The 16,172-nt window shown below is 65.8% G+C and carries 19 protein-coding genes; 9 read left to right on the forward strand and 10 right to left on the reverse strand.

Annotated features, from left to right (window positions below; all coding sequences use genetic code 11):
• Positions 1-236: 236 nt before the first annotated feature.
• A complete protein-coding gene (locus HY058_13845; protein MBI3498380.1) occupies positions 237-803 on the reverse strand; it encodes a GNAT family N-acetyltransferase in 567 nt (188 codons plus the stop codon).
• A gap of 151 nt (positions 804-954) precedes the next feature.
• Here HY058_13845 and HY058_13850 point away from each other — a divergent pair, with 151 nt between their 5' ends.
• Entirely contained in the window at positions 955-1,113 is a 159-nt protein-coding gene (locus tag HY058_13850; GenBank protein ID MBI3498381.1) for a hypothetical protein, read from the forward strand.
• 76 nt (positions 1,114-1,189) lie between these two features.
• Here HY058_13850 and HY058_13855 read toward each other — a convergent pair whose 3' ends face one another.
• The gene (locus HY058_13855; GenBank protein ID MBI3498382.1) at positions 1,190-2,002 is read right to left on the reverse strand and encodes a hypothetical protein; all 813 of its coding nucleotides are present in this window, start codon (positions 2,000-2,002) and stop codon (positions 1,190-1,192) included.
• A gap of 342 nt (positions 2,003-2,344) precedes the next feature.
• Here HY058_13855 and HY058_13860 point away from each other — a divergent pair, with 342 nt between their 5' ends.
• From HY058_13860 to HY058_13880, 5 genes are read left to right on the forward strand one after another with little or no spacing between them, the layout of a single operon-like run.
• Positions 2,345-3,517 carry an aspartate aminotransferase family protein gene (locus HY058_13860; protein ID MBI3498383.1) on the forward strand — a complete coding sequence of 391 codons (1,173 nt, stop codon included), beginning with the start codon at positions 2,345-2,347 and terminating at the stop codon, positions 3,515-3,517.
• A 46-nt stretch (positions 3,518-3,563) separates the two neighbouring features.
• The gene (argF, locus tag HY058_13865; GenBank protein MBI3498384.1) at positions 3,564-4,496 is read left to right on the forward strand and encodes an ornithine carbamoyltransferase; all 933 of its coding nucleotides are present in this window, start codon (positions 3,564-3,566) and stop codon (positions 4,494-4,496) included.
• Position 4,497: 1 nt separating this feature from the next.
• Complete coding sequence (locus HY058_13870; protein MBI3498385.1) at positions 4,498-5,415, forward strand: Hsp33 family molecular chaperone HslO; 918 nt, start codon at positions 4,498-4,500, stop codon at positions 5,413-5,415.
• Positions 5,416-5,439: 24 nt separating this feature from the next.
• Positions 5,440-6,027, forward strand: a complete 588-nt coding sequence (locus tag HY058_13875; GenBank protein ID MBI3498386.1) for a hypothetical protein — start codon at positions 5,440-5,442, stop codon at positions 6,025-6,027.
• 41 nt (positions 6,028-6,068) lie between these two features.
• Complete coding sequence (locus HY058_13880; protein MBI3498387.1) at positions 6,069-6,689, forward strand: glutathione S-transferase family protein; 621 nt, start codon at positions 6,069-6,071, stop codon at positions 6,687-6,689.
• A 126-nt stretch (positions 6,690-6,815) separates the two neighbouring features.
• Here HY058_13880 and argE read toward each other — a convergent pair whose 3' ends face one another.
• From argE to HY058_13915, 7 genes are all read right to left on the reverse strand, one after another.
• Positions 6,816-7,970: an acetylornithine deacetylase gene (argE, locus tag HY058_13885; GenBank protein ID MBI3498388.1), complete on the reverse strand. Its 1,155-nt coding sequence runs from the start codon at positions 7,968-7,970 to the stop codon at positions 6,816-6,818.
• Between the two features lie 33 nt (positions 7,971-8,003).
• Positions 8,004-8,645, reverse strand: coding sequence for a GTP cyclohydrolase I FolE (folE, locus tag HY058_13890; protein ID MBI3498389.1), 642 nt, complete (start codon positions 8,643-8,645; stop codon positions 8,004-8,006).
• A gap of 39 nt (positions 8,646-8,684) precedes the next feature.
• Positions 8,685-9,077, reverse strand: a complete 393-nt coding sequence (apaG, locus tag HY058_13895) for a Co2+/Mg2+ efflux protein ApaG (protein ID MBI3498390.1) — start codon at positions 9,075-9,077, stop codon at positions 8,685-8,687.
• 150 nt (positions 9,078-9,227) lie between these two features.
• Entirely contained in the window at positions 9,228-9,713 is a 486-nt protein-coding gene (locus HY058_13900; protein MBI3498391.1) for a hypothetical protein, read from the reverse strand.
• Positions 9,710-10,375: an ATP-binding cassette domain-containing protein gene (locus HY058_13905; protein ID MBI3498392.1), complete on the reverse strand. Its 666-nt coding sequence runs from the start codon at positions 10,373-10,375 to the stop codon at positions 9,710-9,712. The genes HY058_13900 and HY058_13905 overlap by 4 nt, the downstream gene beginning before the upstream one ends.
• Positions 10,375-12,057, reverse strand: coding sequence for an ABC transporter permease (locus HY058_13910; GenBank protein ID MBI3498393.1), 1,683 nt, complete (start codon positions 12,055-12,057; stop codon positions 10,375-10,377). The genes HY058_13905 and HY058_13910 overlap by 1 nt, the downstream gene beginning before the upstream one ends.
• A gap of 4 nt (positions 12,058-12,061) precedes the next feature.
• Positions 12,062-13,255 carry an ABC transporter substrate-binding protein gene (locus tag HY058_13915; GenBank protein ID MBI3498394.1) on the reverse strand — a complete coding sequence of 398 codons (1,194 nt, stop codon included), beginning with the start codon at positions 13,253-13,255 and terminating at the stop codon, positions 12,062-12,064.
• Here HY058_13915 and HY058_13920 point away from each other — a divergent pair.
• The 3 genes from HY058_13920 to HY058_13930 are packed head-to-tail and all read left to right on the forward strand — an operon-like array spanning position 13,254 to position 14,714.
• Entirely contained in the window at positions 13,254-13,424 is a 171-nt protein-coding gene (locus tag HY058_13920) for a hypothetical protein (protein MBI3498395.1), read from the forward strand. The two genes, HY058_13915 and HY058_13920, sit on opposite strands and share 2 nt — an antisense overlap.
• A gap of 16 nt (positions 13,425-13,440) precedes the next feature.
• Positions 13,441-14,115 carry a TIGR04283 family arsenosugar biosynthesis glycosyltransferase gene (locus HY058_13925; GenBank protein MBI3498396.1) on the forward strand — a complete coding sequence of 225 codons (675 nt, stop codon included), beginning with the start codon at positions 13,441-13,443 and terminating at the stop codon, positions 14,113-14,115.
• Positions 14,112-14,714, forward strand: a complete 603-nt coding sequence (locus HY058_13930; protein MBI3498397.1) for a TIGR04282 family arsenosugar biosynthesis glycosyltransferase — start codon at positions 14,112-14,114, stop codon at positions 14,712-14,714. The genes HY058_13925 and HY058_13930 overlap by 4 nt, the downstream gene beginning before the upstream one ends.
• A gap of 242 nt (positions 14,715-14,956) precedes the next feature.
• On the opposite strand, the gene HY058_13935 is transcribed toward HY058_13930, so the two are convergent.
• Positions 14,957-16,021 carry a radical SAM/SPASM domain-containing protein gene (locus HY058_13935; protein ID MBI3498398.1) on the reverse strand — a complete coding sequence of 355 codons (1,065 nt, stop codon included), beginning with the start codon at positions 16,019-16,021 and terminating at the stop codon, positions 14,957-14,959.
• Between the last annotated feature and the right edge of the window lie 151 nt (positions 16,022-16,172).

The raw sequence follows: 16,172 nt of genomic DNA on the forward strand, positions 1-16,172 counted from the left end.
CGCCGCCGATGCGCAAGGTTGCATCATGGTTGGGGTCCAACGACCCACCGAATACAAGGCTGCGGCGCGATCGCCCGCGCCCCCAACGCGAGCTCCACTCGGATCGATCAGCAGAAATCTTCCAGCCCCCCAATCCAGGAGGATCAAATGCCCCAAATCGCCCTTGACAGAAAAAGCCCCATACAAGGGGAGAGAGGGGAGGGTGAGGGGGTGATGCGATATCATCGCAACACGATCTAGATCCGCACCAGCCGCGCCATCGAGTAGGCATCGGCGAAGACGCCGTCGCGGAAGGCGAGCGCCCGGTGCGTGCCTTCGATGGTGAAGCCGAACTTGCGATAGAGCCCGATCGCCGGGGCGTTGTCGGTGTAGACCTCGAGCTCGAGCCGCTGCAGCCCCAGCCATCGATCGGCCGCATCGATGAGGTGCTCGAGCAAAGCCGTGCCGATGCCGTTTCCGCGATAGGCGTCGTGCACGCCCATGCCGATCTCGCCCGCATGCTGGCGGCGGCCGCGTCGCCGCTCGATGCCCGCCTGCCCGACGAGCACGCCGGCCTTGATGGCGACGATGTCGAGATCGGTCGGCGGCTTCGCCTCGATGGCCTTGCGTACGTCCGCGGCGGTGCGAAACGGCAGACGCAAGGTGCCCCAGCGGAACTTCGGGAGATTCCACAGGGCGGCGATGCCCTCGCAGTCGCCGAGCTCCGCCGCACGGATGACCAAGTCACGCTCGGGCTCGCCCACTGCGGGCGCGCCCGGCCCTCGGCCGGCGGCACCCTCCTCGTCTCGATCCTTAAGGTCCATGTCCATCTCCATCGCTGTCGCCGGAGCGGAGGGGACCTGGAAATGCAAAGGCCCCGTCCGTCGCCGGCGGGGCCTCGGGGCTTCTCTAGGTCGCGAAACTCAGAACGCGATCGCCTCCGACGGCCCACCGGAGTGGGTCTGGATGACGAGCATGAGCATCGAGGTCGCGAACGGGTGCATGAGCGGCATTTTAGTTGACCTTCAGGCCGCGAACAAGACCATGGCTGCTGGCGTCACCAAGACGCTTTGGTCAATCGAGGCTATCGTGCGTGTGGTCGATGAGTGGGAAGTCGCACAAAAGGCGGCTTAGCCGATGCCCGCCTATGCTCAGCGCCTCATGGCACATGCGGCCGAAGGCGCGATCGGCTTGATTGCCAAGGCAATCGCTAAGGATTGCTGAAACCGCCTATCGTTAAAGGACAGGACAGACCCGCCGCCATATCCAGGGCAAAGCTTCTAGCGGAAATTGTCACCGTCGCATTTGACGAAGAATAGCTTACGCCGTCCGAGCAAGTCGCTTGCACACTGCTCAGGGACAACCCATAGCCCGCGCTCGCGTAAGGCGAAACATACGTGCAAGATTTGGTTGTGAGCGAGTAGAGACCCGCAGAGCTCCCGGCATAGATGTATTGCGTCTCTTGAATGGTAAGTGCTGTCGATGTCTGCGTAACCACATAATCGGCCAGATAGTGCGACGCGATGCTGTTGTTGGTGTTGGTACAGCTATTAGCGCTGGAGCCGAAGATGCCGCTGCCCGTATATGTGCGACCCATGCTCATGGTGCCGGTATTGAACCGTTGCAAGGTGAGGCTGGTCGGCAAGCCTGCCAGCGTCGAATTGGTTGCCGCCTGAAAGAGGATCTGGTTAGTCGAGACAAAGGTCAGCGTCAACGTGCCAGTGGTGGCCCCGGCCAGCGTGAATCCCGAGGCAGCACTCGAGGCTGACGCCGTATAGGCGGTAAACTGGCCGACATTCGCGGTGGTCGCGGATGCCCCGGTTATCGTCGAGGCGAGCCAGATTCCCTTACCCGAGGTATCGTAGGCGTACCAGAGGACGAACAGGCTGGTTCCGTCTTGCTGGATGCTGACGCCTTCGCCGGATTTCGTGGGGTCGTACCAAAGGCCGGTGTATGTCTGACTGAAGGCTGGCGTCACGAAGAAACCCAACCAAATTAGACCAAGCCGAATTAGATGTTTCATATTCGCTCTGCACCATTAGGCCGGGATTTACCGGATGACTCCTGCACCGGAGCGAATGCTGGCATCTTTATAGCTCGCGTCAAAGCTCTAAACGATGTGGACGGCTACCCTCAACTCGGGGAACCTGACCGGTAATCAAGGGGGCTGAGTTTCTCGCTATCGCTTACCAGTGGTCCAAAATGGCCGAGCATCTTGAGCGGATGGCCAAGCTCGACGATAAAGTCGGAAATCCAAACTGACCCACGACCTCGGTCCACCCAGGTTGACACCCTCAGGAGCTTTCCCGATACTTGCCGGTTCTTCGCCGGGCGAGGGCCCGGTTCAGCCAGGAGTAGTCCCGCCGTGATTTCCGCCGTCATGCCGACCTATGGGCGTTACGACCTTGCCTTCGAGCGCGGCGAGGGACCCTATCTGTTCGCGACGGACGGGCGACGCTTTCTCGATTTTGCCTCCGGCATCGCCGTCAATGCGCTGGGCCACAGCCATCCGCATCTGGTGAAGGCCTTGAGCGAGCAGGCGAAGCGGGTGTGGCACACCTCGAACCTCTACCGCATTCCCGAGCAGGAGCGCTTGGCCGAACGCCTGGTCGAGAACAGCTTCGCCGACACGGTGTTCTTCTGCAATTCCGGCGCCGAGGCGGTGGAGTGCTCGATCAAGGTCGCGCGCAAATATCACGACGAGTCCGGCACTCCCGAGCGCTACCGCGTCATCGGCTGCGCCGGCTCCTTCCATGGCCGCACGCTGGCCACGCTCGCCGCCGCCGGCAACGAGAAATACCTGAAGGGCTTCGATCCGATCGTCGAGGGCTTCGACCATGTCGCCTTCGGCAATCTGAACGAGCTCAGGGCCGCGATCACGCCGGAAACGGCGGCGATCCTGGTCGAGCCGGTGCAAGGCGAGGGCGGCATCCGCCCGGCCAGCCTCGACTATCTGCGCCAGCTCCGCGCGGTTGCCGACGAGTTCGGCCTCCTCCTCATCTTCGATGAGGTGCAATGCGGCATGGGGCGATCGGGAAAATTGTTCGCTCATGAATGGGCGGGTGTCACGCCGGACATCATGGCTACCGCCAAGGGCCTGGGAAACGGCTTCCCGGTCGGCGCCTGCCTGGCGACCGAGCGGGCGGCCAAGGGCATGACCGCGGGCAGCCACGGCTCGACCTTCGGCGGCAATCCGCTGGCGATGGCGGTCGCCAACGCCGTGCTCGATGTGGTGCTCGCCGACGGCTTCCTCGGCCGGGTCGACAAGGTCGCCCGCCGGCTCTGGCGCGAGCTCGAGGCCTTGGTCAAGCGCCACCCGAAGGTGCTGGCGGAGGCGCGCGGCGCCGGCCTCATCCTCGGGCTCAAATGCCACGTCACCAACACCACGCTGGTCGACAAGGCGCGTGAGCTCGGCCTCCTGACCGTGGGCGCCGGCGAGAACGTCGTTCGCCTGGTGCCGCCCTTGATCATCGAGGACGCCCATGTGCAGGAGGCGGTCGCCACACTCGACCGCGCCTGCGCCCAGCTCGCCGCCTGACGGCCGAGCCGAGACGCCGCGTCCGCCACTTCTGTCCGGGTTGCCTATGTCCGTGCCATCCGCCGCGTCCCCGAAGCATTTCATCGATCTCGACGGGTTCGACACCGCCACGCTTCGCCACATCCTCAAGGATGGCGTCTCCTACAAGAAGGGCGACATCGATCCGGCCAAGCAGCAACCGCTCAGCGGCAAGACCTTGGCGATGATCTTCGAGAAGCCCTCGACGCGCACCCGCGTGTCCTTCGATGTCGCCATGCGCAAGCTCGGCGGCGAGACCGTGGTGCTCTCCAGCAATGAGCTGCAGACCGGCCGCGGCGAGACCTTGGCGGATACCGCCCGGGTGCTGTCGCGCTATGTCGATGCGATCATGATGCGCACCTACCAGCCCTGGAAGCTGCACGAGATGGCGGCCTATGCCACCATCCCGGTGATCAACGGGCTCACCGACAGCAGCCACCCCTGCCAGCTGATGGCCGACGTGATGACCTATGAGGAGCACCGCGGCGCGATCGCCGGCAGGGTCGTGGCCTGGAGCGGCGACGGCAACAACGTTGCCTCCTCTTGGGTGCATGCGGCCGTTCGCTTCAATTTCGAGCTCAAGCTCGCCTGCCCGGAGATGCTCATGCCCCCCGAGGCGCTGTTGCGCTGGGCGCGCGACCAGGGCGGCCGGGTGTCGGTGACCCATGATCCGGCAGCCGCGGTCAAGGGTGCGGACTGCGTCGTCACCGATACCTGGGTGTCGATGGACCGCGATGCGACCAAGGGCGAGACGCGGCACAACCTGCTTGCCCCCTACCGGGTCGACGATCGGCTGATGGGCCTGGCCAAGCCCGATGCGGTGTTCATGCACTGCCTGCCCGCCCATCGCGGCGAGGAGGTGACCGCGTCCGTCCTCGACGGCCCGCAATCCCTGGTCTGGGATGAGGCGGAAAACCGCCTACATGTGCAGAAAGCCATTCTCGCCTGGTGCCTCGCCTAAGATGAAGCCGAGCGAGCCCGGAAACGGGCATGGGTCCATTCTGGACGATCTGGTGCAGCCATTCCAAGTCGAGGGGCTCAATCTGCGCGGCCGCCTGGTCCGGCTCGGCACCGCCGTCGACACGGTCGTTCGCCAGCACGCCTATCCCGGCCCGATCGGCGGACTCTTGGCCGAAGGCTTGGCGCTCGCCGCCACGCTCGCGGGCGCGCTCAAATATGACGGCGTGTTCAGCCTGCAGACCAAGAGCGACGGGCCGATGCGCCTGATGGTCGCCGACGTGACCTCCGCGGGCGATCTCCGCGGCTATGCGCAGTTCGATACGGATCGGCTGCTTGAGCTCGGCGACCGGGCAGACGATCGCTCCTTCCGTCGCCTCATGGGCAAGGGCTATCTCGCCTTCACCGTCGATCAAGGCCCCCATACCGACCGCTATCAGGGGATCGTCGACCTCGACGGCTCGAACTTCGTGGAATGCGCCCAGCACTACTTCCGCCAGTCAGAGCAGCTCGAGACCGGCATCAAGCTCGCGGCCGGCCATGCCGGGGACCGCGAGGTCGGCTGGCGCGCCGGCGGCCTCATGGTGCAGCGCCTGCCGGCCAACGACGATGACGAGGACTGGCGCCGCGCGCTGGTGCTGATGGAGAGCTGCACCAGGGCGGAGCTGCTCGACCAGGCGCTCGATCCCCACGATCTCCTCTACCGGCTCTTCCACGAGGACGGGGTCAGGGTCTACCGCCCGCATCCGCTGCGCGCTCGCTGCCGTTGCTCGCGCGGCCGCGCGGAGTCGGTGCTCCGGCTCTTGCCCGAAGTCGACCTCGCCGAGATGGTCATCGACGGCCAGGTGATCGTCACCTGCCAGTTCTGCAATTCCAGCCACGTGTTCGACGAGACCGAAGTCCGCCGCCTGCGCGCATCCTGACCACAGCCGAGAGGACAGAAAGCCATGCTCCGCACATTGATGACCATCCTCGTGCTGGCGCTCCTCGCCGGCTGCACCAGCGAGCCGCCGCCGGCCCGCTTGCCGGAGATGACCTTCACCAACCTTCCCAAGATCATGCTGGAGGTGGCGCTGGTCGAGGTCGTGGACAAGTACAATCCGCCCTTCGCGTCCCCCAATGTCGAGCACAAGATGCCGGTTCCCCCGGCCCGCGTCGCCCGGCGCTGGGCCGAGGATCGGCTGCTTGCGGCCGGCGACAAGGGCCGCGCGCTGGTCACCATCCAAGACGCCAAGGTGATCGAAGTGTCCTTGAAGCGCAGCTCCTCGGGCTTGACCGGGGCGTTCACCACCGAGCAGGGCAAGCGCTATGACGCCTCGCTCGAGATGTCGGTCGAGATCGTCAACGACCGCGGCTTCAAGGATGCCGCCGCCACGGCGCGCGCCGTGCGCAGCCAGACCGTGGCCGAGGACATCTCGCCCAACAAGCTGGACGAGGTGTGGTATGAGATGGTGGAAGCTCTCATGCGCGACATCAATGCCGAGCTCGAGCGCAACATGCGGCAGTTCATGGGGCGCTATATCCGCCAGACCTGATTCAGCTGCCGCTCCCTCCCAACCAAGAAAGAAGCCACCATATGAGCCTTCGCATCCACGGCATCGCCGCCAGCCGCGCCTTCCGCACGATCTGGATCGCCAAGGAACTGGGCATCAAATACGAGCATGTCCCGGTCTCCTGGAGCGACGGCGGTACCAAGACCAAGAAGTTCCTCCAGATCAATCCCAACGCTGCCGTGCCGGCGATCGAAGACGGCTCCTTCAAGCTCTGGGAGTCGCTGGCGATCAATCTCTATCTCGCCAAGAAGAAAGGCCTGGGCACGCTCTATCCGAAGACCCTCAAGGACGAGGCGCTCACCTGGCAATGGAGCTTCTGGGCGGTGAGCGAGCTCGAAAAGCCGATGCAGGCCTATCTCGCCAACACCGTCGCGCTGCCGCCGGAAAAGCGCGACGCCAAGCTCGCCGAGTCGAGCTGGGTTGCCGCGTCCAAGGCGCTGAAGGTGCTGAATGGCGCGCTCGCCAAGCAGCCCTATCTCCTCGGCAAGAGCTTCAAGGTCGCCGACTTCAACGTCGCCTCGGTGCTGTATGGCGCGCTTCGGATGAAGGCCGATCTCTCGGCCACGCCCAAGGTCGCAAAGTGGCTCAAGGCCTGCCTCACGCGCCCGGCCGCGCTGGAAGCCCGCAAGCTCAGGGGCGAGTAGCCGCAGCGGCGAGACGCCCCACCCCTTCCCTCCCCCGCATGCGCGGGGGAGGGGGCCACGCGAGCCGCTCGTACTCCCTCCTCCATGCGTCAGCACGGGGGAGGGAAGGGGTGGGGGCACTCGACTTTACCGCGCCGCCCAGTCGGCGAGCTTCAGCATGAAGGCCTCGCAGGCCTCGATCTGAGCCACGTCGATGAACTCGTCGGGCTGGTGGGCTTGGGCGATGTCGCCCGGGCCGAAGATGACCGCCGGCATGCCGCCGCGCTGGAACAGACCCGCCTCGGTGCCGTAGGCGGCGGTGTCGGACTCGTTCAAGCCGGTCAAGAGACGAATGAGCGCCTCCGCCGCCGAGTCCGCGAGCGGGGTCAAGGGCGGCACCAGCGCCATCTCTTCCCACCTGATGCCGGCATGGGGTGCGGCCCGCTTCAGCTCGGGCTCGATTGCATCGGCCGCGAACCGCTTGATCCGCTCGATCACCGGGGCTTCGCTTTCGCCCGGAAGCACCCTCAGCTCGAGCTTGAAGCGGCATTTGTTGGGAATGATGTTGCCCGCCGTGCCGCCCTCGATGATGCCGACATTGAAGGTGGCGTAGGGCGGAACGAAGCCGGACTTGGGATCGGCCTTGGCCTTGAACTCCTCTTGGATCTTCAAGACCTCCGAGATGATGCCGACCGCGGCGAAGATTGCATTGGCGCCGCGCTGGGGCGCGCTCGAATGGCCTTCGACGCCGGTGATGGTGACCTCGTAGGAGGCCGCACCCTTATGCGCATTGACCAGCTTCATCATCGTCGGCTCGCCGACGATGACGATCCGGGGCAGCGGCAGATTGGCGACGATGTCCTCCACCAGATGGCGGGCGCCATGGCAGCCGACCTCCTCGTCGAAGGAGAAGGCGAAGTGGATCGGCGTCTTCGGCTTGCGCTTGATGAATTCCGGCACCAGGGTCAAGGCGACCGCGATGAAGCTCTTCATATCCGAGGTGCCGCGGCCGTAGAGCCGACCGTTGCCGCGGCGGACCTTGAACGGGTCGCCCGTCCAGTTCTGTCCGGCGACCGGCACCACGTCGGTATGACCGGAGAGCACCACGCCGCCCCGATCTGCGGGGCCTAGGGTCGCATAGAGGTTGGCCTTGGTCTTCTCGGCGTTGAAGGTGAGCCGGGACTCGACGCCGAAGCCCGCGAGATATCCCTGCACATCCTCGATCAGCTTCAGATTCGACAGGGCCGAGGTGGTGTCGAACGCCACCAGGCGTTCGATCATGCCGATGCTTTGAGCGGCCATTTGTGGCTCCGCCGCGAGGCTGTGGGCGATCGGCTACACGTTGGCGAGCTGGTCGGTCGTCACCTGGCCCACCATCGACAGAAATTCGCGGCGCGTCGATGGGTCGGTGCGGAAGGCGCCGAGCATGCGGCTCGTCACCATGGTGACGCCGGGCTTGTGCACGCCGCGCGTGGTCATGCATTGATGCGCCGCCTCGATCACCACGGCCACACCTTTCGGCTTCAGCACGTCGTCGATGCAGTTGGCGATCTGCGCCGTCATCTTTTCTTGGATCTGCAAACGGCGCGCATAGGCCTCGACCACCCGGGCCAGCTTCGAGATGCCGACGACGCGCCGATCCGGCAGGTAGGCCACATGCGCCTTGCCGATGATCGGCGCCAGATGATGTTCGCAATGAGACTCGAAACGGATGTCGCGCAGCAGCACCATCTCGTCGTAGCCGTCGGTCTCCTCGAAGGTGCGGTTCAAGATCTCGACCGGGTCGACCTTGTAGCCGCCGAAGAATTCCTCGAACGCCTTGGTCACGCGCTTGGGCGTGTCGGCGAGGCCCTCGCGCGCGGGGTCGTCGCCGGCCCAGCGGATGAGCGTGCGGACCGCCGCCTCCACTTCGGCGCGGCTCGGCCGGTCGGAGGATGCAGCGTCAGCGTCAGGCGACGGTTTTAGGACCTTGGCCACGGATCGGCTCACTTTCTTTTGGAGAGGCGAGGCTGCGCGTTAGTTCAATTGGCGGGCCTGGTGCGGGCTGTCGAGGGAGAAGGCCGGGATCGCCACATTGAAGCGGTCGCCGGTCTCGGCTTCCATCTCGTAGGTGCCAACCATGATGCCCGATGGTGTCGGCAGCGGTACGCCGCTGGTGTATTCGAAGGCCTCGCCGGGCTTCAGCACCGGCTCCTCGCCGATCACGCCCGGGCCCCTGACCTCATTGGTGCGCCCCTTGGCATCGGTGATGCGCCAGTGCCGATTGCGAAGCTGAACCGTCCTCGCGCCTTGGTTCTCGATCCGAACGTGATAGGCCCATACGTATTTGTTGTCGGCGGGCGAGGAATGGTCCTCGAGATAAATCGGCCGCACCGTCACTTTGATGGACTTAGTCACTTCCGCGTACATGATGTGCCTTCGGCCCGAAGTTCTTGAGCGCCCTGGTGGACGCGACCGGCGCCCGCTTCCATCCCCTGAACGGATATTTATAGGTCAATCGCCGGCATTGTCCAATCCGGGGTTACCTGCTCCGCCGGGCGTAATGGAAGCTAAACAGTTCTAGGGGTTTAGATTGGGATTCTTGAGCGCTTCTTCCAGGGTGAGCATGTTCTCCTCGAACTCGCGGCGACAGCGTACCGCCTCGGATGAGTCCACCCAGGCCCGACTGCGCTCGGCCCAACAATCGAAGCGAGCGAGTGCAACGGCGGCAAAGGGCGGGAACCGCTCTGCTGCACTGCGGGATAAGGCCAGCAGAAGCCGCTCGCGCGCGCCACGCAATGCCACCGCTTCGGCGGCCGGAAGGCTCGGATCGACCGGATCGGGCTGGGGCAGGCGGCCGGCAAGTGCCGCCCTTCCCTTGGCGGCGAAATGCTCGGCCGTCCGCCAACTGCCATTGGCGGAACGCTGCAGCGCGAAGGCTCGATATTCCCGGGCGAGCGTTTCGGCATAGCTGCTGCCCCTGGGCTGAACCCCTCGGAGCGCGGCCAGATCCTCGCCCGCGCAGGCGGCAAGCGCCAGCATGAGGCCGATCGCCGGCCAGTTCACGAGAGGCCCAGCTCCACGACCAGACCGCCGGCGGCCTTGGCGTCGGCAGCATCGTGGGTGACCAGAAGCGTCGGCAAGCGCTGGGCCAGCGTATGCTCGAAGACGAAGGCGCGGAATTTCTGCTTCAAGGTCGAGTCGAGCTTGGCGAAGGGTTCGTCCAGCAACAGCGCCTGAGGCTCGGACAAGAGCGTGCGCATGAGCGCCACCCGAGCGCGCTGGCCCCCCGACAGCGTCGCCGGATCGCGTCCGGCGAAGCCGGCGAGGTTCGCTTCCTCAAGGGCCGCCTCGATGCGCTCCTGGCGGGCGCGGCGCCCGCGTATGTGCGCCGGCAGGCCGAAGGCGAGATTCTCGCCCACCGACAGATGCGGAAACAACAGATCGTCCTGGAACAGGATGCCGACGCGCCTGCGCTCGGGCGGCAAGCCCGCGAGCACCACGCCGTTCAGGCTGATCCGGCCCGACCAACGGAACGCCGGATCGAGCGTGCCGCAGATGAGCGCCAGCACGCTCGACTTGCCGGAGCCGCTGGGACCCATCAAGGTCGCGACCTCGCCTCCGGCGACCGACAGCGACAGTCCATCGACGACGAGGCGGCCGGCGACCCGGAGCGAGAGCGCCTCCAGCACGAGCGCCGATTTGGCGGCAGGATCGATGCCGCTCATCACTCGACCCGCGCCAAAGCCCGTCGGTGGCGGAAGACCCACACCGGCAGCATCATCGCAAGCGTGAATCCCAAGAGCGGCAAGAGGCTCTGGCTGAAGGCATAGACGCCGATCAACCGCCGGTCGCCGCCGGCCGATAAGGTCACCGCTTCGGTGGTGAGGCTCGGCCAACGCCCGCCCCCGGCGAACAATGTCGGCAGGTATTGCGCCACGCTGACCGCGAAGCCGACGGCCAAAGCGAACAGCACCGGGCGCAGCAGCATCGGCAGCTTGATTCGCCAAAACACCTTGAACGGCGCTGCGCCGAGACAGAGTGCGGTGCGCTGATAGCGCTCATCGAGGGTTCGCCACGGATCGGACAAGGACAGGAATACGTAGGGCAAGACGAAAAACAGATGAAACCAAACCACCGCCGGCAGGCTGGCATCGAGGCCGATCAGCACCAGCAGCACCTGCGCGCCGAAGAGAAACGCCGCCTGGGGAAGCAGCAACGGCGCGTAGAGAAGCCAGAGCACGCCCATTCCCGGACGCAGGCGCTTGCGCTCTTCGTTCTCGAGACAAGCCAGCACCAGAACGAGCGCCAGGACCGACGCGGCAATCCCCACGGCGAGCGTCGTCCAACCCGGCCTCAGCAATCCCGGCAACGCGTTCGCCCAGGCGGCGAGGCTGAGCCCTGCCGGCAGGGCGTGGGGGAAGCGCCAAAGGCTGGCGAAGGACCAAAGCGCCATGCCCAGGAGATTGACGAGCGAGACGCCGAGAAGCACGACCGCGAGGCCGAATGCCGCGATGCGGGCGCCACGACCCGAGCCGCCGCGGCTGCCGGCGCTGAGCCAAGGCCTCGAGAGCGAGGCGACCAACCGCTCGGCCACGACCCAGAGGAAGATGGCGCCCAGCACCAGGGCAAGCAGCAGCGTCGCGCCGGCCGCAGCCTGGAAGGTCATGGCGAGGTCGCGGTCGTTGAACCAGGACACCACTTCGACCGCGAGCGGCGGCGGCGTGTTGGGGGCCAGAATGATCGCCATGTCAACGACCGAGAAGGAGAAGGTGAGCACCGCATAGATCGGCAGCCGGATCTGCGGATAGAGGCCCGGCAGCACCGCCTTCAGCCAGGCCGCGATCGGCCCGTAGCCGAGCGAGCGGGCGACGGCGAGAGTCTGCTCGGCCTTGAGCTGGTTGAGCGCGGCCAGGATCATCAAGATGAGATACGGCACCTCCTTGAGGACAAGGCCGGCGACGAGGGCCATTCCCCAGGGATCTTGCACGATGAGCAAATCCGGCGGGCGCGTCCATCCCGTCGCCCAGGGAGACAGGGCGCGCACGATCCAGCCGCTGGGCCCGATGAGGAAGACGAGACCGAGCGCGAAGGCCGCATGCGGGGTGGCGAGCAGAGGCGGGATCAGTCGGCGCATCAGCCGGAACGGCCGGCTGCCATGGAGGCTCATGCACAGGCCGAGGGCCAGCATGAGCGACAGCGTGGTCGCAAAGAGCCCGGTGGTCAGGGTCAGCCTGATCGCGCTGGATAGGCCAGGGCTGGCGAAGAGTGCCCGCCACGGCGCCAAGGTGAGCTCCTGTCCGCCCAGCGCCGGGAGATAGCCGAAGGCCGGCAGCCAGGTGCCGATCAGGCCGGCTGCGACCGGTGCCAGGAAGAGAAGAAGCGTCAGGGCGGGGGCAAGACCGAGCAGCACGCTAACGGTTATAGCGCCGCTTCCACGCTTCGGCGATCTTGACCATCCAGGTCGGGTGCGGCTCGGCCAGCGCCTGGCCCAGCTCCTCGGGCGACAAGGTGGCAATGCCCACCGGCAGCTCGACGAAGCGCCGGCGCTGATCGGCCTCGAGGCGCTTCAGCGAGAGCACGGTCGACACGCCCCAGACGCGCGGATCCTGCTTCTTCGCCTGCGCCTCCGGCGACAGGAGGAAATCCGCCGCCACCATGGCGCCGGCGCGCGCATTGGCATTGAACGGAATGGCAAGGAAGCTCGCATTGCCGATGGTGCCGCGCTCCCAGATGACGGAGCGTGCGGTTGCCGGCAGGTCGCCGCTGGCGATCGAGAGGGACGCTTCGGCCGGATTGTAGGAGACGTAGAGATCGATCTCGCCATCGGCCAAGAGGCGGCGCTGCGCCGGTCCGTTTTCCGGAAAGGCTTGGCCGCGGCGCCAGAGCTGGGGATGCAGGCGCTCGAGGTAGCTCCAGAGCGGCTCGGTCGCCTTCTGGAAATTGTCCTTGCTCGCCGGCCGGCTCAGCTCGGCGACGTCGCTCGTCACCTCGTACAGCACCTGCTTCAAGAAGGTCGTGCCGAGGAAGTTGTTGACGTGGGGATAGGTGAAGCGGCCGGGGTTCGCCTCGGCCCAGCCGAGGAGTGCCTTGGCGGAGCGCGGCGGCTTCGCCAGGTGCGCTTCGTCATAGACGAAGACGATCTGGGCCAGGCTCCAGGGCGCCTCCATCCCCTCGACCGGAACGGTGAAATCGGTGGCGACCGCCGGCTGCTCGACCGGGTCGACATAGCGCCAATTCGGCAGGCGCTCGACCCAAGGGCCGTAGAGCAGGCCGTTCTGCTTCATGGCGGCGAAGTTCTCGCCGTTGATCCAAATGAGGTCGACGGTGCCGCCGGAAATCTTGCCGGCCGCCTTCTCGGCCACCACCCGCGAGACCGCCTCGGAGGTGGCGTTGAGCTTGGCGTGCCGGAGATTCACGCGATAGCGCTTCATCACCTCCTCGGCGGCCCATTCGATATAGGCGTTGATGCGCGGATCGCCGGCCCACGCATTGAAGAAGACCGTCTGTCCGCGCGAAGCGGCTAGGGTTTCCGGCCAAGTCTCGGCCGATTGCGCCGCGCTCGCGAAGGACGATACGGCGAAGAGGAAAGCCAGAAACCGGAGCATGATCACCCTTGAGCTTTGCTTTGGATTCTTCGATGGAGTGTATCGGCAAACCGCGCCGACGGCAGCGCTTGGCTGCCGCAATCGCGCATTCGTGAGCCGCGTCGCGGACGGCGGAATGGCCGCGCGCTTGGCAATTCCGGAGCGGGAACTGGATGGCGTGCCCTCTTGATGCCATGGTGTCGCGTATGGCGCCTTCGCTTGCCGTGGTGATTCCGACGCTGAACGCCGCTTCATTCTTGCCGCGGTCTCTTGCCTCGCTCGCGGAGTTGGCGCCGAAAGAGATCATCGTCGTCGACGGCGGCTCGACCGACGGCACGATCGACATCGCTGCCGGTGCTGGCGTCCGTCTCATCACGGCCCCGCGCGGCCGCGGCCAGCAGCTCGCCGCCGGTGCCGAAGCGGCCACTTCCGATTGGCTCCTCTTTCTCCACGCCGATACCGTGCTGGCGCCAGGCGCCGTCGGCGCTGTCGCATCTTTCGTTGCCCATGAAGCGGGCGATCGCGCCGGGTATTTCCGCTTCCGCCTCGACGAAGACAGCAATCAAGCGCGCCGGCTCGAACGGCTGGTCGGATGGCGCTGCCGGATGCTGGCGCTCCCTTATGGCGACCAGGGGTTGCTCATTCACCGGCACCTTTATCGGACGGTCGGCGGATTTCTGGGCCTGTCGCTGATGGAAGACGTGGATCTGGCCCGGAGGCTCGGGCGGAGGCGTCTCGTCCAGATCGACCACGACGCCATCACCTCGGCGGCACGCTACCGGCAAGACGGCTATCTCGCCCGCAGCCTCTGCAACCTTGCTTGCTTGGCTCTGTATTATCTCGGCCTGCCGCCGGCGCGGATCGCCCGGATCTATCGATGAGGGGCCGCGACACGCTGATCCTCTTCGTCAAGGAGCCGCAGCTCGGGCGGGTGAAGACGCGGCTGGCCCGGCGCATCGGCGCCGTTGGGGCTTGGCGGATCTATCGCTTGCTGACGCAGGCCGCCTGCCGCGAGCTGACGGGCGACAGACGCTGGCGGAGCGTGATTGCGGTCACGCCCGACCGCGCCCGGTCGCGAATCTGGCCGCCGCACCACCCCAGATGGCAGCAAGGCGAGGGCGCGCTTGGAGAGCGCATGGCGCGCGCACTCATCGGGCTTGCCCGACCCAGAGCGGTGCTGGTCGGCTCCGACATCCCAGGCATGACGCGAGAGATGATCCAGCGGGCTTTCGCCCTCCTCGGCCGCTCACGCTTCGTCTTCGGCCCGGCGGAGGACGGGGGCTATTGGCTCATCGGCTGGCGCCGCGGCGCCTGGCCCTATGGCGGGCTCGACCAGGTCCGCTGGTCGAGCCCATCGGCGCTGAAGGAGAGTCTCGCCAGCATCGGCCGCCGGACCCGCATCGGCTTCCTCGACACGCTCAGGGATCTCGACGACGGCGCCGATTATCGGGCCTGGCGGAAACGCGAACGCCGCCGCTGACGCACGTTCCGGCTAGATAGAATCGATGGTCTCTTCCTGCTCCCTCTCCCTTGGGAGAGGGACACAAGGGGTCGTGCAGAACTTGCAACCGCCCTATCCCCTCACCCGCTCGCTCACGCTCGCGACCTCTCCCCAAGGAGAGGTAACGATGGCTTCCGTCTTGCTCCGTCACGCTCAGAGACGAAGCGAGCGTGAGAGTGGTCACATCTCATCGGAAGACGCTTTAGCGCGGTCGCCCGGATCTACTCTGCCGCCTTGCGCCCCTGGGCTTGCGCTTGGGCGCGGCGCGGCGCCAGCACCTCGCGATGGAACTGATCGCAGCCGATGCAGAGATTGCGATAGACCCGGCCCGAAGGCAGCGTGACCTTGCACTTGTCGAGGAAGGCCTCGACGCTCCAGCCAGCGGCAATACCCATGCGCTCGGGATGGCCCATGGAGATCGCCTCATAGACGGGATCGCCGGCGAGGCGATCCAGCATAGCGTCCAGCTTCTCCTCGATCAGGCTGCCGATCGGCAGCGTGGTCTTCACGCAGCAGGGATAGACGTTGCCGTTGGGCTCCACCGACACTTCCGAGCCGTGATAGCGCCGCTGCAGGAAATTGAGCCCGCCGGAGCGCTGATTGCAGAAATTGTCGGCGAGCGTCGCGGTGGAGATCGCATTCTGCCAAGCCCGGCCGCGCGGCCAAAGCTTGCCGACGACGGTCTCCGGCGTCGCTCCCCAGAAGTCATAGGTCGACCGGTCCTCGATCTTGGCCTTGCGGTCGTGGTCGTGGCGGAGCCAGGTCGTCTGCCTGGTCATGCCGCGGGCCTCGAAGAGCGACGTCAGCCGGCCGATCAGCGACTGCTTCGCCTCCTCGCCCTTGAGGCCGACATGGTAGTCGTCGATGCCAGAGACCGAGATGCGGTCGAGGCCGCGCTCCAGGAGCTCGCCCACGATCTTGTCCGTCACCAGGTCGCCCGTGGTCTGGATGGCGAGCTTGACCCCGCCCTTGTCGCGATACGTCCGCTTCAGCGATTCGATCACCGGATAGAGCACCGCCTCGCGCACGGGCTCGTCCAAGACCTCGCCGCCGGCGAGAATCACCCAGCCGAGCTTTTCGGTGGGTTCGCCCTCGGGCCCGGGATCGTTGAGGTCGAGGTAGGTCATGCGCTCGGGGAAGTTGACGACGATCTTCGGGAACGCGGCCACCGCCTCGGCGACCACGCCGTCGAGCTCCGCGCCGCGATAGGGGCGGAACTTGTCCTCATAGCAATGCCGGCAGGCGCGATGGCACTGCCAGCAGATGACGTAGTAGATCGATTCCACTCAAACGCCTTTCCTACGCCTATTGCCGTCATTGCCGGGCTTGACCATCCTACGGCGCGCGGATGGATGCCCGGATCAAGCTGGAGGTGGATTTGGGAGGGGGTGAGGATCACCCCCCTCCTTGAACCTCCCCGGGCATGACGTAGACGTG

It is taken from the genome of Pseudomonadota bacterium, from assembly GCA_016195085.1.
Lineage (GTDB): Bacteria > Pseudomonadota > Alphaproteobacteria > SHVZ01 > SHVZ01 > JACQAG01.